This window comes from Bremerella cremea, from assembly GCF_003335505.1.
Lineage (GTDB): Bacteria > Planctomycetota > Planctomycetia > Pirellulales > Pirellulaceae > Bremerella > Bremerella cremea_A.
The window spans coordinates 271676-291365 of the sequence record NZ_QPEX01000045.1 but is presented as its reverse complement, the minus strand read 5'-3'; the positions used below and the strand labels follow the sequence as shown (position 1 = coordinate 291365).

At 53.7% G+C, this 19690-nt stretch carries 18 protein-coding genes; 13 read left to right on the top strand and 5 right to left on the bottom strand.

Annotated elements, in window-relative coordinates:
* Positions 1-71: 71 nt before the first annotated feature.
* Together DTL42_RS22005 and DTL42_RS22000 are read right to left on the bottom strand one after the other, a co-directional pair.
* Positions 72-974, bottom strand: a complete 903-nt coding sequence (locus tag DTL42_RS22005; RefSeq protein WP_114372239.1) for a sugar phosphate isomerase/epimerase family protein — start codon at positions 972-974, stop codon at positions 72-74.
* Positions 975-1129: 155 nt separating this feature from the next.
* Positions 1130-2350 (bottom strand): DUF4912 domain-containing protein, encoded by a 1221-nt coding sequence (locus DTL42_RS22000; protein WP_199590197.1) that lies wholly within the window; start codon positions 2348-2350, stop codon positions 1130-1132.
* 862 nt (positions 2351-3212) lie between these two features.
* Between DTL42_RS22000 and DTL42_RS21995 the strand changes: the two genes are divergently transcribed.
* From DTL42_RS21995 to DTL42_RS21935, 13 genes are all read left to right on the top strand, one after another.
* On the top strand, positions 3213-3401 hold the full coding sequence (locus tag DTL42_RS21995) for an AtpZ/AtpI family protein (protein ID WP_114372237.1): 189 nt from the start codon (positions 3213-3215) through the stop codon (positions 3399-3401).
* A 36-nt stretch (positions 3402-3437) separates the two neighbouring features.
* On the top strand, positions 3438-3887 hold the full coding sequence (locus DTL42_RS21990; RefSeq protein WP_147274401.1) for a hypothetical protein: 450 nt from the start codon (positions 3438-3440) through the stop codon (positions 3885-3887).
* Positions 3888-3890: 3 nt separating this feature from the next.
* Positions 3891-5102 (top strand): F0F1 ATP synthase subunit A, encoded by a 1212-nt coding sequence (atpB, locus tag DTL42_RS21985; RefSeq protein WP_114372233.1) that lies wholly within the window; start codon positions 3891-3893, stop codon positions 5100-5102.
* A 160-nt stretch (positions 5103-5262) separates the two neighbouring features.
* On the top strand, positions 5263-5505 hold the full coding sequence (gene atpE, locus DTL42_RS21980) for an ATP synthase F0 subunit C (RefSeq protein ID WP_425305533.1): 243 nt from the start codon (positions 5263-5265) through the stop codon (positions 5503-5505).
* 70 nt (positions 5506-5575) lie between these two features.
* Complete coding sequence (locus DTL42_RS21975) at positions 5576-6394, top strand: ATP synthase F0 subunit B (RefSeq protein ID WP_114372230.1); 819 nt, start codon at positions 5576-5578, stop codon at positions 6392-6394.
* Between the two features lie 62 nt (positions 6395-6456).
* A complete protein-coding gene (gene atpH, locus DTL42_RS21970; protein ID WP_114372228.1) occupies positions 6457-7089 on the top strand; it encodes an ATP synthase F1 subunit delta in 633 nt (210 codons plus the stop codon).
* Between the two features lie 20 nt (positions 7090-7109).
* The gene (gene atpA / locus DTL42_RS21965; protein ID WP_114372226.1) at positions 7110-8636 is read left to right on the top strand and encodes a F0F1 ATP synthase subunit alpha; all 1527 of its coding nucleotides are present in this window, start codon (positions 7110-7112) and stop codon (positions 8634-8636) included.
* 36 nt (positions 8637-8672) lie between these two features.
* A complete protein-coding gene (gene atpG / locus DTL42_RS21960) occupies positions 8673-9572 on the top strand; it encodes an ATP synthase F1 subunit gamma (RefSeq protein ID WP_114372224.1) in 900 nt (299 codons plus the stop codon).
* A 104-nt stretch (positions 9573-9676) separates the two neighbouring features.
* On the top strand, positions 9677-11128 hold the full coding sequence (atpD, locus tag DTL42_RS21955) for a F0F1 ATP synthase subunit beta (protein ID WP_114372222.1): 1452 nt from the start codon (positions 9677-9679) through the stop codon (positions 11126-11128).
* Positions 11129-11130: 2 nt separating this feature from the next.
* A complete protein-coding gene (gene atpC, locus DTL42_RS21950) occupies positions 11131-11529 on the top strand; it encodes an ATP synthase F1 subunit epsilon (RefSeq protein WP_114372220.1) in 399 nt (132 codons plus the stop codon).
* A 271-nt stretch (positions 11530-11800) separates the two neighbouring features.
* Positions 11801-12337: an FHA domain-containing protein gene (locus DTL42_RS21945; RefSeq protein WP_114372218.1), complete on the top strand. Its 537-nt coding sequence runs from the start codon at positions 11801-11803 to the stop codon at positions 12335-12337.
* 37 nt (positions 12338-12374) lie between these two features.
* Positions 12375-12572 carry a hypothetical protein gene (locus DTL42_RS21940; protein ID WP_114372217.1) on the top strand — a complete coding sequence of 66 codons (198 nt, stop codon included), beginning with the start codon at positions 12375-12377 and terminating at the stop codon, positions 12570-12572.
* Positions 12573-12639: 67 nt separating this feature from the next.
* On the top strand, positions 12640-15285 hold the full coding sequence (locus DTL42_RS21935; protein WP_114372215.1) for a YfhO family protein: 2646 nt from the start codon (positions 12640-12642) through the stop codon (positions 15283-15285).
* Here the strand turns inward: DTL42_RS21935 and DTL42_RS21930 are convergent.
* From DTL42_RS21930 to DTL42_RS21920, 3 genes are all read right to left on the bottom strand, one after another.
* The gene (locus DTL42_RS21930) at positions 15282-16256 is read right to left on the bottom strand and encodes a serine O-acetyltransferase (protein WP_114372213.1); all 975 of its coding nucleotides are present in this window, start codon (positions 16254-16256) and stop codon (positions 15282-15284) included. The two genes, DTL42_RS21935 and DTL42_RS21930, sit on opposite strands and share 4 nt — an antisense overlap.
* A gap of 364 nt (positions 16257-16620) precedes the next feature.
* Positions 16621-18717 (bottom strand): elongation factor G, encoded by a 2097-nt coding sequence (locus DTL42_RS21925; RefSeq protein ID WP_114372211.1) that lies wholly within the window; start codon positions 18715-18717, stop codon positions 16621-16623.
* 263 nt (positions 18718-18980) lie between these two features.
* Positions 18981-19685, bottom strand: coding sequence for a hypothetical protein (locus DTL42_RS21920; protein WP_114372209.1), 705 nt, complete (start codon positions 19683-19685; stop codon positions 18981-18983).
* Positions 19686-19690: the final 5 nt, after the last annotated feature.

The window sequence follows — 19690 nt, the reverse complement described above, 5'->3', positions numbered from 1 at the left end:
CAAGCGACGGGCACAAAAAAGCCGCCCAGACGAAGGTGGGCGGCTTAATCGTTTATTGAAATGCGATTGGCTTAGCTGGCAAAGATGCGATCCATGCGATCGGCAATTTCAGCCAGCCGCTCGCGGGGGCCGCCAGAGATTTCTGCTGTGGCCCAGCCTTGGTAGTTGATTTCGCGGAGGTTGGCCATCACTTTTGGCCAGTCGACGTCCCCTTCCATCAGCTTGGCACCGAAGCCCTTGCCTTTGCCGTAATCTTTGATATCCAACTTCTTGATGCGGGTCCCGAGGATCGGAATCCATTCGTGCGGGGGCGAGTATTTCACCGTGTTGCCAACATCGAAGTAAGCACCGACCATGTCGCTATCGAGTTCATCGATGAACCGAGCCGTTTCTTTTGGGTCGGTCAGGAAGTTGTTCCAGACATTTTCCATAAGGATCTGGATGTTCTCTTGTTTGGCGACTGGAATGGCTTTCTGGATTTGCTCGATCGAGCGTTCCCAGCATTGTTCGTAAGTAACATCGTTGTTGACGACGCCAGGGACCAAAAGAACGCTGGTTCCGCCATACGATTTGCTGGCTTTGATTGCTGTAATTAGCCCTTCTAGGCCTTTCTCGCGAACTTCCTCGTCAGGGCTCGAGAGTTGCACATTCCAGTGGATGGAGTCAACCACGCCGTGAACAGGCAGCCCAGAAACTTCGATAGCTTTTTGCACTTCCTTCGGATCTGGGCCGCCTGGCGAGTTGAGTTCAACCCCATCAAAACCCAGTTCCTTGAGCACCGTCATCTTTTCGGCCAGTGTTCCTTTAACGCCCACCATGCCAATCTTCACAGCCTTTTTAATCTTGGTCTGTTTGGACTGGGGATCTTGCTCGGCTGCTAAAAGGGAAGTTGGGCCAGCAACAGCAAGGGAGCAAGCAGCCGTTCCTGCAGCAGCGGAACAGTTCGTAAGAAACTCTCGGCGGGAGCGATTCATGGATTAGACCTCAGGCAAGAAGTAAAAAGAGGTTGGTACGAAAAGCCATCGTACCAACCTTTTATGCGCGTTGAATGCTTTATCGCGGAGTTATTATGAAGGAAGTCTACGCAATTTACTACTTGATATCGCGTGTTTTTTCAGGAATTCAACGATTAGCTGTTGTTCGACTCGCGTGGGTCGTGCGAGATCGGATCCATGGTCTTGGTGTTCCGTTCGACTGCCAGGGCAATCGTGCGTTGTTCCAGGCCATCTTTCGAGCGAGCGACGATCGGGAAGATCTGACGCTTGTCGGGGAAGTCCATTTTGACAAGAAACGTTCCATCTTCCCGTACCTTAACGGGTTCGCCAGAGAGGGTTACGAAGGAGCCGTTCTTGGTTGATCCGTAGACGATCATTTCGACTTCAATTTTGAGATCGAAGTCTTGGTTCGACTTTCCATTGGTAAATTGATCGCCAACCAAGCCAAGCCGGGCTGCCATTGGCATGCCTACCGGGCGACGAAAGCGTTGTTCGAGCATTTCTCGCAGTTCGCCATCGGCGTGCTCTTCATCGGAACCACCGCTAAGGGCGTAGATTTTCTCCACGTTTTCAGCGACATCATCCCAGTTGCCGTCGATTTCCTCGCAAGAGCCAGGACGGGGAGTTGTCACAATATTGCTCCGTGCGATCGCATGGAAGCGGCCGTTGGCAGCCAGATAACCGAGATGGCAACGGTAGCTTTTCGGAGGGTCGGCGACGTCGATGTACCAATTCTTGACCCCGCCGTGGATTTCAATTTGCTTGACCAAGCGTTCCGAGCCACTCGTCATGATTTCGCCGTCGACCTGAGTGACCCGTAGTACGGGCACCGAGGTATGCCAGTCTTGGGCAAGAGCTGCCTTGGCACGATCAATCGACTTGCGGGAGACTTCCCAGCAGGCATGCAGCCAGTAGGAATCGCGGACCATTAAAACCAGGCGGTCGGCCCCGTTCTGCTCATCGCCGCTGGTGCCAATGTCTTTGGCGGCAAGTCGCTGCTCGTGCATACTTCGAATCGATTCCACGATCTTGGGATCCGACTTGATGGGGGACTTAGGAGCCGCCCCCCGCTTTTTGGTCGTGGTCGTCGTGGCTGGCTTAGACTTTGCCGGAGAGGTTTTGCGAGATTTGGTAGGCGCTGGCGTTGCTTTCGCAGTTGGCGCAGCGGGTTTGCTTTTTTTAGCCTTGCTGGCTGATTTGCCCTTGGTGCCGGAACTGGTGGCTTTGGCTGCTTTGATAAGCGCCTTAACAAGTTCATCCTTGCGCATCGCGTGCCAACCGGTCACACCACGGCGCTTCGCCATTTGAGCTAAATCCTTTGCTGTATATTCCTTCAGAGAAGCGGCGGTGATCAAGACTAGTTCCTCCTGGCTCAAAGGATGTGAACGTTTACATCGTCTTGGGGTTTTTGGTGAGAAGAACCCCGAGGCAAACTATTCAGGAGTCGTCCATAACGGCGTCGTAGTGACATACGCCCCGCTCGATCCCTGAGCAGAAGCTTCATCTGAAACGCAGATGAAAATGTAAGTGAAGTGCTGATAAGGCCTACGAGTTACCGGGGAGGTAACTAGCTATTCATCGATTAGGTGGGGCCGAGGTTTTTGGGGGGAGCCAAAAGCCTCGTTTGCTAAGGTGTAAATCACATCCTCTAATCACACGGAAGGGTGTTTAGGGGAGTGAAGTTTCACGCTGCTAATGAGTGTGGTGGTAACCGCTCTGCAGGGTGGCATCTTGAGCAAACAAACTTCTCTCGATTGTAGCTAAAGACCAGTCAAATTGCAATGTACTAACCACCCGTGGTACGTTGGTTTTCAAGGGCCGGTTTGCACTTTTTCGGAAAGTTTGTCGCATCTAGCGAAGATTACTGAAACAGAGAAGTTTGTGATGCCAAAACGTGAAATCATGCTACCCAGGCGAGGGGGTTGTCTTCTGGCGAGGTAGATCATAGCTCGGTGGTGATGTGACTTTGTGAAAAATTCCACGAATTCCCTCCCTGCGGCGGTCTGGCCTAATTGACCATGCCCAGGTGATGAAATAGATTGTCCCGCATGAGTTCGTGGTAGCACCCTCGATCTTACGTGAACAACGGCCTGGAGCCCTTCCCTTTACCTTTAGAGGGCTTACCCCTTGGCACCACCTCTTGAGCCGGATCTGAGTCCGATTGCAAGAGCCTACGTTTGGGTAGGGCGGATTTTTACAATCTGCGGCGAGATGGTTATGCCAGGAGTAATAGGATATTGGCTAGACCAATTTCTCGGGATTCCAGTTCCTGTTTTCGCGATGATTGGGTTTGTTGCCGGGCTCATCTTGGGCATGACGCATTTGGTGATCATGGCCAATTCGCCAGAAACTCGCGGACGTGTAGAGCACGACAAGGCCCATGGTGATGAAGAGCATCACCCCTAGTTCTCTCTGCAAACCCCAACGCCCCGCTACAAAGCGATGACAACTCCCAACGCCAACACTTCTGCAAATAGCAATGCTCCTAAGGCAACTGCGCACGACTTTTGGCCGTGTTTGTGGATGTTGCTAGGTGTGATGGGGGTCTTCCCATTGTTTGCGGCGTACGGTTACACCCGCTATGAATTGCTTGGTGTCTTCTCTGCCGCAACGGCCGCCACGGTCGTGCTGTTAGGCATGGAAGCGGCCCTTGTACTGACAATTCTGTTTCGCGAATCCGACTTCAAAATTCCATCGGTCCTGCTAGGAATGTTTTTTCGCACGGGAATTCCACTAGTTTTCGGAATGTTAATGCATACCGCTGGTGGTCCGCTTGCTGAGGCAGGATTGTTTGGCATGATATTGGTCTACTATCTTTTGACCCTCGCGGTCGAAACCGTATTGGCAGTCCAACTCGTATCGCAGACGTCCATATTTAAGAAAGCCGCTTAGCTAATGGCCGCCAACGAGGTCCTGCTCCACATTAAAGACAGTTTCTACTTCGAAGTTCCGAAGTGGTTGTGGCCGAAGAACCACGAGACCGTGCAAGACTTTCCGGATGTGTGGGTTCGTTTAGACCCCCAGTTTCAGGAATGGCAAGCCGAGCAGGTCTATCACACGCTCAGTAGTGAGGGAATTGAAGGTCTGCCAGGCGAGCATGACTTTCTGCACAACTACGAGCATTGGAAACACGAAGAAGGCAACCACGGCAAGCCTGTCCAGCGTTACTTAGCAGAACTTGCGGCACCGAAAAGTGAAGGTGGCGATGAGTTGGCTTGGGCCAAGAATGGCCTAGTGATCGCTAACGCGATTACCGCCGAACAATACAAATCGTCCAAAGAAGCCAAATGGGCGCCTGAGAAGATCGAAGGGTATAACCACGCATTGAGTGGCAAGATCCTGATACCTCAGTTGCCAGGCACAAAGCTGCGAAATCTGTATGAAAAAGAAGCAGGTTTTGCAATATCCAAGTTTATGGTGATTGAAGTGTTCGTCGCGATCATTATCGCGATAGTCTTTATCGCCTACTCACGCCGAATTGCTCATGGCAAGCTTCCCAAGGGAACGCTCTGGAATATGTTGGACGTATTTATCACGTTCATACGCGACCAGGTTGCCAAAGCGAATATCCATCATGGTGCCGACAAGTTTGTCGCCACGCTGTGGTCCCTGTTTTTCTTTGTCCTTGGGTGTAACCTCTTTGGTTTGATCCCGTGGATGGGGTCACCAACCGGGTCGATCAGCGTGACCATAACTTTAGCCGTAGCGGTCTTGTTTATTGGGATGATTGCTGGGGCAAAAGAGTTTGGTGTGATCGGGGTTTGGAAGAACCTGGTCCCATCGATGGACCTGCCGTTTGTTCTGGCAATTTTCATCCTGCCGATGATGTTCGTCATTGAAGTCATGGGGATGTTGATTAAGCATGCGGTGTTGGGCGTTCGTTTGCTTGCCAACATGGTCGCTGGGCACGTGGTGCTTCTAGCGGTGATGGGCTTGGCAATCGCCGTCCAAGATCAAGGATATTTGCTCGCATTGCCTGTGATGGTAATCGTCTTGGCGGGAAGTATCCTGTTGAGTTGTTTAGAACTTTTTGTTGCCTTCCTCCAGGCATACGTCTTCGCTTTGTTGGCTGCACTGTTCATCAATGCAGAAACACACAGCCACTAAGGTTGTGCCCCGCAAGATCGTTGACGTCGCCTTTGGATATAGAAACGTAGACCTTTTTTTCCCGAAACACACGTAAACGCATTTCGTTACGGTTGAGGAGACCTGTTCCGTGATCAATTTCGTCAAATTGAGCATCATGAGTGTTTTTGCCCTGCTCGCGATGGCTGTTCCGGCTATGGCCCAACAAGCTACGGCAACCATGCCCATTGCCACCAACTATCTCGGTATCGGCCTGGTCGTTATCGGTGCTGGTTACGGCATCGGTAAGTTGGCTGCCAGTGCGTTGGAAAGCATGGCTCGTCAGCCCGAAGTTGCTGGCAACATTCAAACCGCGATGATTATCGCCGCCGCTCTTATCGAAGGTTTTACCTTCTTCGCCCTGCTGTTGTGCTGGATCGCCTAGTCGTATTCAGCTTGCCTGTTGGTGCCGAGCCGAGTCCACCTTTCAAGCATTTTCCGGGATTGCATTAACGATGCGAAACGCATTACTTCAACCAAAGCCATGGAGCACGTTTGCAGGGGTTCTTCTGATTGGTTTCCTGTTTGCCCCTGCTTGGGCTCAGGATACTGAAAAAGAAGAGCCTGCCGCCGAGGCTCAGCCGATGGCAGCGGCGGAAGAAGCTGCCCCGGAGAAGCAAGAGGATCGTCGCGAGCGAGCCGAGAAGTTCAAGGAAATTGTCGCTGATGTCGCTGATGGCGATATTCAGGAGGCGGTTGCCGACGCTCATGGTGAGGAAGGTCACGCTGGTCACGGCAATCCAAACGACCTCTCGCACAATGACGCTTCGGCTTCGCTGGAAGACCCTTTGGCATTTCAGCTTGAATTGTCTCTGTTCACCTTGTTCGTGTTTCTCGGCTTAGTAACCGTTTTGGGTTACTTTGCCTGGGGACCAATTGTTGCCGCTCTGAAGGCTCGCGAAGAGTCGATGGAAGGCAAGATGAAGAAGGCAGAAGAGATGTACGAACAAGCCAAAGCTAAGTTGGACGAGTACACTCGGAAGCTCTCCGAAGCTCAACAGGAAATCAAACAGACGCGGGACGAAATGATCCAGCTGGCCGATCAAAAGGCAAAGCAGATCGAAGAAGCTGCTCAGAAGTCGGCCCATGCGACGATGGAGCGAGCAACCCGCGAAATCGAGGCCGCCAAGGGGGCCGCGATCAACGAACTGGCTCAGGCTTCCGTCAATTTGGCGGTCGAGCTGGCGGGACAGATCACACGCAAAGAGCTGACCGCCGAAGATCACGCCAATTTGATTCAGGATTCGATTTCCAAGCTGCCTAGCAAAAACTAGGTAGACACTGAAGATCGTTTTCCCTTACGCCCTAACCTTCGTCAGGATAATCCTTCCGAACCATGGCTGGACCATCTTCCGACAATTCGACCTTTGACCTCGGCCGGCAACGCATCGGCACCGTATACGCCAAGGCTTTGCTTGGGGCTGCGGATGACGCTGGCCAAACTGCGGTCGTATTGGAAGAGCTCCAATCGTTGCTCGACGATGTGATCGCCCAACGCGAAGATTTACGGCATGCACTCGCTGGCTCGATTCTTACAGAAGAACAGCGGATCGATGTCTTGAATAAGGCATTTGGTGACAAGATGAATCCGGTGCTGCTCACCTTCCTGAAGGTGGTGAATCAGCATGGACGACAAGATTGTCTTCGCGAGATTTATGAAGCGGCGAAGAAGATCGATAACGAGCGTCGTGGATTAATCGAAGTCACCGCCACAACCGCTGCTCCGCTTCCCGAGGAATTGGCCGCTAGTCTGACCGATCGTTTGAAAGAGAAGCTAGGGCGGGAAATCGTGTTAAAGACCGAAGTCGATCCCGATTTGATTGGCGGGCTAGTCTTGCACGTCGGCGATACCGTCTTTGATGGCAGCCTCGCTAATCGGCTGAAACAGCTTCGCCTCAAGGCACTCGAAAAAACGGCTCAAGAGGCGAAAGCCTCCCTCGAGCGATTCACCAATTCAACGCAGAGTTAACGCAGTAGACGGTAAGTTCCATGAAATTCAACGCGGACGAAATCGCTTCTGTCATCCAGCAGGAGATCCAACAGTTCGACACGCAAGTGGACGTGCGAGAAGTTGGTCGTGTCCTGGAAGTAGGTGACGGTATCGCTCGGGTCTATGGCCTCTCCGGCATCATGGCCGGCGAAATGGTCGAGTTCCCCAACGGCACGATCGGCCTGGCCTTCAATCTGGAAGAGAACAGCGTCGGTGTGATTATTCTGGGCGACTACCTCACCATTAAAGAAGGTGATGAAGTCAAAGCCCTCGGAACCTTGCTCTCGGTGCCAGTCGGCGAGGCCGTGCTGGGCCGCGTGGTCGATCCGCTGGGAAATCCTTTGGATGGCATGGGGCCGATTCAATCGAGCGAAACCCGCCCGGTGGAATTCTTAGCGCCTGGCGTTTCCGAACGTATGCCGGTGACCGAACCGATGCAAACCGGGATCAAAGCGATTGACGCGATGACCCCTGTCGGACGTGGTCAGCGCGAACTGGTTATTGGCGACCGTAAGACGGGTAAGACCGCGATTGCGATCGACGCCATTCTGAATCAGAAGAATACTGGCGTAAAATGTTTTTACGTTGCCGTCGGTCAGAAAGACTCATCGGTTGCCGGTGTTGTGGAAATCCTTCGCCGGAATGGTGCGATGGAATACACAACGGTCATCGTGGCTGGGGCCAGTGTCCCTGCCCCGCTGCAGTACGTGGCTCCTTATGCCGGTACCGCAATGGCTGAGTACTTCATGTTCAATGGCCAGCATGCTTTGATCGTTTACGACGACTTGTCGAAGCAAGCGGCTGCCTACCGCGAATTGTCGCTGCTGATGCGTCGTCCACCAGGACGTGAAGCTTACCCAGGTGACGTGTTCTATTGTCATAGCCGCTTGTTGGAACGCTCTGCCAAGCTGAGCGATGCCCTCGGTGCAGGTTCGTTGACTTCGCTGCCAATCATCGAAACGCTGGAAGGCGAAGTTTCTGCCTACATTCCAACCAACGTGATTTCGATTACTGACGGCCAGATTTATCTGCAACCCGACTTGTTCTTTGCTGGTATCCGCCCGGCTATGAACGTTGGTATTTCGGTTTCTCGCGTGGGCGGTAACGCTCAGATTAAGGCGATGAAGAAGGTTGCCGGTGGTCTCCGCCTCGACTTGGCCGCTTTCCGTGAATTGGAAGCGTTTGCCCAACTCGGTACGGAACTGGATGACGCGACGCAACGACGTCTCGATCGCGGTTACCGGATGGTCGAATTGTTGAAGCAAGGTCAGTACAAGCCGCTGGACGTCTACGATCAAGTGCTCAGCATTTACGCAGGTACTCGTGGCCACTTGGACGAAGTTCCTGTGGTGGACGTTCTTCGCTGGGAAGCGGAGTACCTCGAATTCGTCAAAGCCAAGTACGCCCAGATTCGAGAGAAGCTGGAAGAGACGAAGGATTTGACCGACGAAGTTCGCGACCTGATGGAAAAGTCGATTGCCGAATTCCAGAAGACCTTCGTCCCATCGGAAACTGCCGAAGTTTAGTCGCCCTCGCCGCGATCCTTTTAGCCACCAAAGAACATGGCCAATCCAAGAACCCTCGATAAACGCCGCAAGTCGGTTCGCAATATCAAGAAGATTACGCGAACGATGGAGCTCATCGCCACGGCCCGCTTTAAGCAGGCCATGGACCGAGCCTCTGCCGCTACGGCGTTCACGCAGCGGATCACGCAGTTGGTAAAGGACCTAACCGCGACCGATCTCGAATTCCAGCATCCCCTTTTGGAGAAGCGCGAATCGAAGAAGAAGGCCGTGCTGTTGGTGCTCACCTCGAACCGCGGTCTGTGTGGCGGCTACAACGGCAACATTTGCCGAGCTTCGTTCCCACGTTTGAAAGAACTGCGGGAAGAATACGGCGAAGTCGAATTGTGGATCTCTGGCAAGAAGGGGATTTCGATTTTCCGTATACAACGGAAGCTTAGTCCTACCAAAGCCTTCTTTAACTTTGAAGATAAGCCACGCTACGAAGAAGTTGAGACGATTGCGGTCGACTTGCTAGATGCCTTCCAAGGCAAGCAAATCGATCGCTTGGACGTCGCTTATATGAAGTTCGTCTCCACTTCCCGGCAACAGCCGGCTGTGGAAACATTGCTTCCTTTGAGTGGTTTGGAAGGTGCGGCCGAAACGGGTGCCCCGCAAGAAGAGCCTGCCACGGGGTCGATGTACGAGTTCATTCCTTCGGCCGAAAGCATCCTAGAAGAAGTCGTTCCGACCAGCTTCAAGGTGAAATTGTTCAAGTGCTTCCTTGATGCCGCTGTGTGCGAACAAATCGCACGACGTGTCGCCATGAAGGCAGCAACCGAGAATGCAAACGATCTGATCAAGTTCCTGTCTCGCGAATATAACCGCGCACGTCAGAGCCGGATCACCAACGAAATTATGGAAATCATCGGCGGCGTTGAAGCTCTCGCGAGCTCCTAAGATTCCGTCATGCTAAAGACATACCGCGGCTGTGAGGCGATTGGGTAGTTGCTACCTTGCCTTGGCAACGCGATCAGAAACCGATTCCTATCGAGACTAGAAAAATGGCGACTGCGACCGAACAGAAAATCGGAAAGATCACCCAGGTCATCGGTTCGACCTTCGACGCTGAATTCAGCGACGGCGCTCTCCCGGCGATCTACAACGCCGTGAAAGTGAACGGTGATTATAAGGGTGTCACGATCAACCTGACCGGAGAGGTGCAGCAGCACCTGGGTGGCAATCGCGTTCGTTGCGTTGCCCTGGGTAGCACGGACGGCTTGATCCGTGGTTTGGATTGTGTCGATACCGGCAAGCCGATTTCGGTTCCGGTTGGCAAGGCTACCCTTGGTCGCGTGTTCAATGTCACCGGTGATGCGATCGATGGTCGCGGTCCGGTTGACGCTGAAACCTACATGCCGATTCATCGCCCTGCCCCGGCTGTTGACGAGTTGTCGACCAGCACGGAAGTGTTCGAGACCGGTATTAAGGTGATCGACCTGCTTACCCCGTTCGTTCGTGGTGGTAAAGCTGGGCTGTTCGGTGGTGCTGGTCTGGGTAAGACCGTTATTCTCACCGAGTTGATCGCTCGTATCGCATCGGCTCACGGTGGTTTCTCGGTGTTTGCTGGCGTGGGGGAACGGACTCGTGAAGGGACCGACCTCTGGCTGGAAATGCAGGAAACCGAAATCGGTACCACCGGCCGTTACGTTATCGAACAAACCTGTATGGTGTTCGGTCAGATGAACGAGCCGCCAGGTGCCCGTCTTCGCGTGGCAATGAGTGCTCTGACCATGGCTGAGCATTTTCGCGATGCCACCGGGACCGATACACTGTTATTTGTTGACAACATCTTCCGCTTCTCGCAAGCAGGTTCTGAAGTGTCTGCACTTCTGGGACGTATGCCTTCTGCGGTGGGTTATCAGCCGACGTTGGCCACGGAAATGGGTGCCCTCCAGGAACGAATTGCTTCGACCAAGAAGGGGGCTATTACCTCGGTGCAAGCGGTTTACGTGCCGGCGGACGATCCGACCGACCCGGCCCCAGCTACGGCGTTCGGTCAGTTGGACGCGTTCATTTACCTGGAACGATCGATTTCGGAAAAGGGGATTTATCCGGCTGTGGATCCGCTGGCATCGTCCAGCCGTATTCTCGATCCGCAGTACGTGGGCGAACGCCATTACGCAATCGCTCGCCGCGTGCAAACTACCCTTCAGCGTTATCGCGAATTGCAAGACATTATCGCGATTCTCGGTATCGACGAATTGAGCGAATCGGACAAAATCATCGTCCACCGTGCTCGTCGTATCGAACGCTTCCTCTCGCAACCGTTCCTCGTGGCTGAAAAGTTTATCGGCAAGCCAGGTGAAATCACCCCGTTGGCCGATACGATCCGCAGCTTTGAAGAAATCTGCGATGGTAAGTGGGATCACCTACCGGAATCGGCATTTATGTACGTTGGTTCGATCGAACAGGCAGAAGAACAAGCCCGTAAGATGGCTACGGAGAAGCGTTAATCGTGCCTTCCATCCAATGCATCGTGGTCACCCCTGAGAAGACCGCTCTGGAAACAACGGCTGACTTTATCTCCCTCCCCTTGGCGGACGGCGAGATGGGGATTGGTGAAAACCATGCCCCTATGATCGGTCGACTTGGCTACGGCGAAATGCGATTTCGCTCGTCAGGCCAAACCCAGAAGCTTTATATTGACGGTGGATTCGTCCAAATTGCCAACAACGAGGTTACTATCTTGACCGGTAAGGCAATCCCCTGCGATGAGATCAACCTGGAACAGGCGGAGAAACAGTTGGAGGAAGCCTCGAAAGCGGTTGCTCCGACTGCCGAACTGGCTGCCATCAAAACACGAAATATCGAGCAAGCCCGGGCTCAAATCCGCTCGGCTAAGCAAGCTCGCTAATTTGATTTTGGGTGCTCGAAAAATCTCACCTGATAGCAACGCATCAATAACAGCGTTGCTATCAGAGGCGTTTCTGCTTTTCAGGTATTAGTCAGCTTGAGGGTTGTCTATCTTACCGAAACGCCACCGGCGGTAATCCTTGGGGGAAAACCGGACGGAACCTCCTAAATCGCCGCGAAATCTTGCCGCGCGTCTGTCGATCAATTCAGCAGTATCGGGAACTGTAACCGCACATTCCCCCAGATTGCATCGTTGGTCAAGGTAAGTCGGCATGGGGCGAGATTCTCTTAAACAGGCATCATCACGCGACCGGTTGTTACATAACCGGGCAGGTGACGCTGAACTGTTAATTACACGGGGACAAGCAAGTTTCCGAATTCGGCATATCGAGTCTTCGGTTTACATGCTGGGGTCTGGCTCGGAATGCGACCTCGTATTGGGCGACGACCAGTTTCCTGAACTGTACGCCTATATCCTGCGTACAAACGAGGGATATCAAATCCGTTGTTTAGATGCAGAGCCTGTGTTAACGGTCAACGCTGAAGACACCTTGCTGTGTCGGCTGAACAACGGCGATCGCATTCGGTGTGGTCCCTATGAATTCCGTTTTCATCAAGCGGCCGCTTCATCTAGTCGGCCCGCTGAGGCGAAGAAGTTGTCGCCTGCAGCTCAGGCCAAAACGAATTGGGTGGCAACCGACGGCCAAGGCCAAACGGGAGTTGCTGCCGTGCGACGCTTGATTCATGACATCCAAGCCAAAGTCGGTAACTCAGGCTGGCAAACATCCCAACACCGCCGATCCGCCTGAATCGGCAGAACCCAAACATTCGGGAGAGATTGGTTAGATGCATTCGACTGCCCCTATTCTCGGGAACGAGCCGTTGTCGCTCATTCACTTTGACGATGTCGTTCTGAAGTCGCTCCGAGAGACGCGAACTACGATCGAGAGCGACGGCGAGCCGGCCATCGTGATTTCGGCTCGCTGCGATTTGCTGAAGGACGAGTTACGAGATTTGTATGCTCGCTTGTTGGCGACCAATTGAGCCAAGTTTTCAGCAGGCATTTGCCCGCTTAGTAGCCAAGTTTCCGCTTGGCTATTAGCATGGGGAGATGCCCAGCCAGAAAGTACCTTTTGCCGACCGCCCTTTTCCGCTTCATCGTGTACGAAAGTGGCTAGGGATCTGGTTGCCGTTTATTCTCTTGTCGGTTTTCTTCTTTGGCGGCAGCTTTGTTCGCTTGGAACAGTTCGTGTTCCGCGATGCAGCGCACTTCTATTACCCTCTCTTCCATGAAGTAACACGTCAGTGGAAAGCGGGCGAGATTCCGCTTTGGTCCCCTTGGGATGGAATTGGAGCTCCTTTAGCTGCGGATGCCACCCCCAGTGTCTTTTATCCTGGCAAGCTGTTGTTGCTGATGCCGCTGGGATTTGATTTTGGAATGCGGATGTATCTGCTGACGCATTACTTCCTTGCATACTCTGGGATTTATCTTGCGGCGCGAACCTGGAAATGCTCGCAGTCGGCCGCCGTTTTAGCGGCGGTTGCTTATGCGTTCGGTGGTCCGCTGTTGAGTTATCACTCGAATATCATCTTCCTTGTCGGTTCTTCTTGGTTGCCCTGGGCTTTGCTGTGTGGCTGGAGCTTGGCTCGCCGCCCTGCCCTGCTGCCTGGCATCGGTCTCGCGTGCAGCTTGGCGATGATGGTACTGGGGGGCGATCCGCAGTTGGCATTTAATACGATGATGATGCTTTCTCTGGCGGCGGTATTTTTTGTGTTGCCGTGGCGTGCTCCAGGTAGTTGGCCTACTTGGTTCCGCTGGCGGACGTTTCGTCTGGCGGCGTTAATCGGCTGTGCTTGTTTGGCGTTTGGGCTCTCGGCGATTCAAATCTTGCCGACGAGCCAGTGGGCGACACGCAGCGTAAGGGGAACGAGCCATCAGCCACGTAATCTCTACGAGGTGACGTCAACCGCGATCCAAGGGAAGGAAGTGGCGTGGGATAATTTGCTGGGCAATCCGCACGCAGGACAGCATGCTCGGCACAGCTACGATTTCAGTGTTGCCCCATGGGCCTGGCCGGAGATGTTCAGCGCAAACTTTCGCGGCAAGTTGTACCCACGCAACGAGCGCTGGACGCGAGCGATTCCGGCTGAAGGACGAATCTGGTTTCAATCCGTTTTCCTCGGTTCGATGGTTTGTTTTCTTGCGGGAGTAAGTCTCTTTCGCCGGTCGTCGCAGCGCGTAGATCGGTGGTTGGCCGCGATCGGCCTATTCGGTTTTCTAACCAGCTTGGGCTGGTATGGCCTCGGATGGATCATTTTGGAAATCGGCTATGCGTTGGGTTGGGATGGGGCAGGTTTACCGGTGGGGGCACCATTTGGTGGGCTCTATTGGCTGCTCAACATCGTGGTACCAAAGTTCGCTGAGTTCCGTTATCCGGCTAAGTGGTGGATCTTTGTTGCCCTAGCAGTGCCGATCCTTGCTGGTCGCGGTCTCGATACCATTCGTCTCTCCAGGCGTGGTTTTCTCGGCATAGTGTCGCTTGCTGTGATAGGGGGCGTGCTGGGCGGGACTCTGTGGATGGTTGCCCCTGTGTTGGCCTCGGCATTGCCTGCGGTACCTAACGATGCTCTCTTCGGCCCGCTGGATGCTGCTGCTGGGATATCGCAGATGGCGACGGGAATTCTCCTGGCAATAGCCGCACTTAGCCTGGGAGTAGTGGCGATCTTCTTTCTTCCTCGGCGTTTGGCTGCTTGTTTGGTGATCGTGTTGGCATGCGCTGAACTGGCGCTTGGCAATCGATGGATTCTCGTGACGGCGCCGCAAAGCTTGTGGCATAACAACGGGTTTGAAAGAACCGCCGAGCCGTTCAATCCACGAGCGATGTTTTATGGTGGCTACTACGACCGGAAGGAGAACCACTATCCCGAATCGTTCGCGAGCACGGGTTCCGATAATCGGATGATCGAGGGGCTGAAGATCGATCGAAGTACCGAGTTTCCACGCTACCATCTGATTAGACCATCGCGGAACGCACCTGCTGTGGTGAGTATTCGTCCACGCGATTATGAAACGCTTTGGAATGTGGCGACGAAAGAGAAGTACAAAGATCTCGTCAGAAATATGTTCGCCATTTATCCCTATGGGATTCAGACCTATCCTCCTGTTTGGTGGCAAAACCAAGTCGCGTGGCATGTTCCGGTGGATGACACTTCCGCTGTTGACTGCCGGAAGGGAACGCATGAAATCCTCGATCAAATGCAAGCGATGAATATGCCTCAAGTCGGGCCAGCGGTCGACGTGAACTATCCGTCCCGCGAGTACACCGCATGGGATAAAGACTACTGGTATCCCACGGTATTAGAGGCGGAAGAAGAGGATCGCCTAACCGTGCCACCACAGCCGGCTAGGGCCATTGTTTTTTCTCGGTACGAGCGAAGCCGGGCCGGACAGATTGCTACCGAGTTAGTCGACAGCCAGGCGGGTTGGGTGGTGTTTCGCGAATACTATGATCCCGGCTGGCAGTGCGAAATCGTCGGTAGAAATGGCCAGACACGAACGGCGGTTCCGGTCTATCGAGCCAATCGCGTGATGATGGCCGTGCCGGTGGAAGCGGGGGACAGTCTTGTGACTCTGACTTACTGGCCCCGCGAGTTTGTTATCGGGGCCATCATCTCAGCAGTGTCTTGGCTGGCACTTCTAGTCACATTGATTAGCATTCCCCTATTTCGCTTATGGCCACGGGGTGGACGACGTTAGATCTGAAAGTTGAGTTCTTCCTCGATGTTGCCGACCGCTTCCGAGCGAAGCCGGAGGCGAGGCTTTTCTAGCAGCACGGTGGTGTGAGGATCAACACTGCGGGTCAGCCAGACGCTGGAACCGATCACGCTGTGATTTCCTACCGTGGTCCTGCCGCCCAGGACGGTGGCGTTGGCATAGATCACCACATGATCTTCGATCGTCGGGTGCCGTTTTATACCCCGGACGATGTTACCTTCGTTGTCAGTATCGAACGACAACGCTCCGAGCGTCACGCCCTGATACAACTTCACGTGCTTGCCGATTTCGCAAGTCTGGCCAATGACCACACCGGTACCGTGATCGATGAAGAAGTAACTTCCAATCGTTGCCCCTGGGTGGATATCGATGCCGGTTTGCTTGTGGGCCCACTCGGTCATCATGCGCGGAATGAACGGTACGCCTAGGCGGTACAGTGTGTTGGCAACACGATAAACGGTGATCGCTTCTAGACCGGGATAGCAAAAGATGACTTCGTCCAAGTTAGCACACGCTGGGTCGCCGTCGTAAGCGGCTTGGACATCGGTCGCCAAGATTTCACGTAAGTCAGGCACGCGGTTGAGGAACTCGATGGCCATGGCCTGGCCCTTGGCGTCGTAGTCGGTCTCTTCCAGTGGATTGCAGGGATCTTTCTTGGCGTTCACTCTTTCGTCGTGGCGCAGGGCCCGGGCGATTTGCGTGGTTAGCTTATCGTGCAAGCTATCGACGAGATCCCCCACATGGTAGGTGATATTCCCCATGTGCAACCCTTCGCGGCGTTGATAGCCAGGGTAGATGATCTCTTTCAGGTCTTCGACGATCGAGATCACCACGTCGTAGTTGGGCAGCGGGCAGTGCCCCAGGTGGTTGATCTTGCCGATCTGCTGATAGGTGCTGACGATGCGATCGGTCAGGGTGGGAAGATCTTCTTTTAAGCGAGCATCGGAAGCCATGACAGGTGTCCTTGAGTATTCAACCGAGGAGAGAGAGAGTTACTGTACGAATCGTGAATTTGGCCACGCGAAAAAGCGGCCCAGGATGTCGGTTAACGACAACAACAGAGGCAGGTTCGACAGTAACAAGTCGCCAGAAGATGCATGTCTCGGTTCAAGTTTGCCGGTTGCATGGACTTTTCCACGGGGTTATTGGGTTTGAGATGCCCGGCCTGACAAAATGGTCACCAATGTTTTCGTCGTTATAGGCAACGAATATGAACCCGAAAGGAACAATCCATAAAAAGGCCCTCGCTTTCGTATTTTCGCAAACTTGAAAGCGAGGGCAAGGTACTGCAATCGGTTTGATGAATGAAAACACGAACTAAACGAGTTCCTCCTCTTCTTGCAGGTGATATTGATGCTTCTCTTGTAAGTGAATCGGAAGTGGAGCGTAATGGGCGAAGTGCAAGCTATAGGTCCCCTGCCCTCCTGTGAGGCTGGAAAGCGAGCGAGCGTACGACGAAATCTCGGCCAACGGAGCGACGCAGACAATCGTTTGCATATTCGCGCCGGCGTCTTCCGTGCCGGAGATCTGCCCGCGACGCGTTGCCATGTCGCTGCAGATGTCTCCGACGCAGTCGATCGGGACCGTCACGTGCATTTCGACCATCGGCTCTAAAAGCTGCGGTCCCGCTTTTTTGCAAACATCGCGCAGGGCTGCCGATGCCGCAATGCGGAATGCCGTTTCGCTGCTATCGACCGGATGATGCTTCCCGTAGTGCACTTCCACACACACATCTTGCAGCGGGTAACCTGCCAGCACGCCCTTCTGGACACGTTCGATCAGCCCTTTTTCAACGGCCGGCATAAAGCCGCCAGGAATCGAGGCACCGACGATCGAATCGATCCAGAGGAAATTCATTGAATCGAAGTAATGGACATGCTTCAGATTCGGAAAGTTCGCCTTTGTGGCAAACGTAGCGATATCAGTCCCGCGCGGGAGCGGTTGCACCCGGATGTGGACCTCGCCAAATTGACCACGCCCGCCCGATTGCTTCTTGTGACGATAGAAACCATCTGCCCGATAGGTGATCGACTCGCGATACGGAATGCGTGGCTCGTACGTTTCAATTTCAAGATGGTCGCGCCGTGCCAGGCGTTCCTGAATGAGCGACAAGTGGAGTTCACTCATGCCTCGCAGCACCAGTTCGTGCGTCTCTTCGTCATGTTCGACACGGATGGTGGGATCTTCTTCAACCAGCTTGTGCAACGCCACGCTCAGCTTGGCTTCGTCGTTGTGGCTCTTGGGACGAATTGCCACGCCCACCATCGGTTGCGGAAAATCGATCTCAGGCAGTTCGACTGACCCCTCGTTGGTCCCGGTGTGAAGCTGTTCCATTTTAGCCACAGCGACGATATCGCCCGGTTTGGCCTCGTCGATGGGGACTAAGTGGTTTGCTTGCACGTCCAGCAGTTGCCCAATCCGGAGCCCTTTTTTGCCGTTGGAAGTTGGCAACGTCATGTCTTTGCGCAGCGTACCGTTGTAAACGCGGATATAGCTTAGCTTCTGCACGAAGGGATCGATCCGGGTTTGGAACACTTGAGCGACCAGAGGCCCGTTAGGATCGCCAGTGACCTCGATTTCGTTTCCGTCGTGCGTTTTCGCTGTGCGATGGACCATTGTGGGTGGCAACGAGCATAATGCCATCGCGTCCATCAACTGGGAGATGCCAACCCCTTTCTTAATGCTGCAGCAAACGATGGGAATCAGCGTGCCGGCGGCGACCGCTTGGGGAATCAACCCCTTCAGGTCATCGTTAGAAGGCACTTCGCCCTCGAAATACCGTTCCATCCAAGTTTCGTCCGCTTCTATTGCCGCTTCGACGAGCGACTCTTTATAGATGGCTGGATCGATGGGGGTGTTCGCAGTGTTGGCCTTTTCATCCAAAAGTTCAACGACACCAACGATCGAGCCATTTTCTAGTCGGGGGAAATTGATCGGCACACAAGCCTGGCCAAACGTCTCGCGGATCGATTGCATTAGTTCGGCGAAATCAACATGCTCGGCATCGATTTTGTTGATGACAATCATGCGACCGATGCCCGCTTTTTCGGCCTCTTGAAAGACCCGCCGCGTGTTGACGGCGATGCCGGCGTGCGCGTCGATGACGATCATGGCGGTGTCGGCGCCTCGCATGCCAGAGATGGTCTGCCCGATGAAGTCAGGGTAGCCAGGAGCGTCGATGACGTTAAAGCGAAGTCCTTGATGCTCGAAGTGGGCGAGAGTCGCCTCGATGGAAAGATGGTGAGCCTTTTCCTCTGGCTCGAAATCACAAACACTCGTTCCTTCATCCACGCTATGCGTGCCGTCCACCGCGTGGGTTATCTCAAGTAGGCGGTCAATCAGGCTCGTCTTTCCGGTCGAGCCATGACCGCATAGCACAATATCGCGGACGGTCTCTGAAACACAGGTAGCCATTGCAAAACTCCTTCCGTGTGAAAACACGAGAAAAGAAATTCCCGCGTGGGAAAGCCACGGGGAACCTCTTCTCCGTGGAATGACTGCTATTGGCTGTTCAGGCTTCGATTGGGAAGTCTAAGTAGCTGGTTGGGTAAGGTTGGTCTCGCTATTTGAAAAGGATGAATTACCTATTAGTTACTTCGGTATCTCTAGTATGCCGCGCAAAATCAAAACAGGAAAGTCACTCTTTAATCGTAGTTTACTGCGGCAGAATGCCCTGCTTACCGGTTGGGTTGGGTAGTGGTGCTAGATTGCTTATCGACCGGTTTAGCACTCACCAGAACGGCGTGATAAACGTCGTTGCTAATTGGGGCGATAAAAAGTAAATCCCCACCCGGCATGGCCCCTTCGTAAAATATTTTTCCTTCAGCCGTTTTGAGCTGAGGAAGATAATCTTTCGGGGCATTTGGGAAGTCGGGGTATTGGTGGCTGACGTTCAATTCGAGACGCAATTGCAAGTTCAAGCCTGCCTTTCTTGTCCCCATGAAACCAGTAAACTGCGAGGTCTCGATTACTCGCATGGGGCGCCCGTCTTCTGTCTGAGTATCAACAAAACGAATATCGACGTAGCTCGCGGCTTCCATCGGCCAGGATGAGATGGCCGTTTTCCGAACTGAAAACGGCTGCTGAGTCCGGTTGTCCTCTGGCGTGAACGTAGCAAGATCGAAGTCGTTGACTTCCGCCCAGCGATAAGGCGAGCCCTCAATCGCATTGAACGTGAGCCCAATCGCATCGAGCTGCTGCGTGGGGATGGTCGCTACCTGGTAAGAGACGATTGCCTGGGCTGGACGATAGTAACCGAGGTAGCCGAAGATTGCAGCGAGGATGGTGATGATACCCAGCATCGCAGCAAGGCTGAACCGTAGGCGAAACGATTGGCCTGACTCGTTGATCGTCGGTTCGGACTTTTCAGCGAGTTCAGGCATTCGTT

What these genes read in the sequence shown, in the direction of transcription:
- DTL42_RS22005 (WP_114372239.1), bottom strand. Translation starts at nt 974, where the DNA reads ATGAATCGCTCCCGCCGAGAGTTTCTTACGAACTGTTCCGCTGCTGCA.
- DTL42_RS21995 (WP_114372237.1), top strand. Translation starts at nt 3,213, where the DNA reads ATGCCAGGAGTAATAGGATATTGGCTAGACCAATTTCTCGGGATTCCA.
- DTL42_RS21990 (WP_147274401.1), top strand. Translation starts at nt 3,438, where the DNA reads ATGACAACTCCCAACGCCAACACTTCTGCAAATAGCAATGCTCCTAAG.
- atpB (WP_114372233.1), top strand. Translation starts at nt 3,891, where the DNA reads ATGGCCGCCAACGAGGTCCTGCTCCACATTAAAGACAGTTTCTACTTC.
- atpE (WP_425305533.1), top strand. Translation starts at nt 5,263, where the DNA reads ATGGCTGTTCCGGCTATGGCCCAACAAGCTACGGCAACCATGCCCATT.
- DTL42_RS21975 (WP_114372230.1), top strand. Translation starts at nt 5,576, where the DNA reads ATGCGAAACGCATTACTTCAACCAAAGCCATGGAGCACGTTTGCAGGG.
- atpH (WP_114372228.1), top strand. Translation starts at nt 6,457, where the DNA reads ATGGCTGGACCATCTTCCGACAATTCGACCTTTGACCTCGGCCGGCAA.
- atpA (WP_114372226.1), top strand. Translation starts at nt 7,110, where the DNA reads ATGAAATTCAACGCGGACGAAATCGCTTCTGTCATCCAGCAGGAGATC.
- atpG (WP_114372224.1), top strand. Translation starts at nt 8,673, where the DNA reads ATGGCCAATCCAAGAACCCTCGATAAACGCCGCAAGTCGGTTCGCAAT.
- atpD (WP_114372222.1), top strand. Translation starts at nt 9,677, where the DNA reads ATGGCGACTGCGACCGAACAGAAAATCGGAAAGATCACCCAGGTCATC.
- DTL42_RS21945 (WP_114372218.1), top strand. Translation starts at nt 11,801, where the DNA reads ATGGGGCGAGATTCTCTTAAACAGGCATCATCACGCGACCGGTTGTTA.
- DTL42_RS21940 (WP_114372217.1), top strand. Translation starts at nt 12,375, where the DNA reads ATGCATTCGACTGCCCCTATTCTCGGGAACGAGCCGTTGTCGCTCATT.
- DTL42_RS21935 (WP_114372215.1), top strand. Translation starts at nt 12,640, where the DNA reads ATGCCCAGCCAGAAAGTACCTTTTGCCGACCGCCCTTTTCCGCTTCAT.
- DTL42_RS21930 (WP_114372213.1), bottom strand. Translation starts at nt 16,256, where the DNA reads ATGGCTTCCGATGCTCGCTTAAAAGAAGATCTTCCCACCCTGACCGAT.
- DTL42_RS21925 (WP_114372211.1), bottom strand. Translation starts at nt 18,717, where the DNA reads ATGGCTACCTGTGTTTCAGAGACCGTCCGCGATATTGTGCTATGCGGT.
- DTL42_RS21920 (WP_114372209.1), bottom strand. Translation starts at nt 19,685, where the DNA reads ATGCCTGAACTCGCTGAAAAGTCCGAACCGACGATCAACGAGTCAGGC.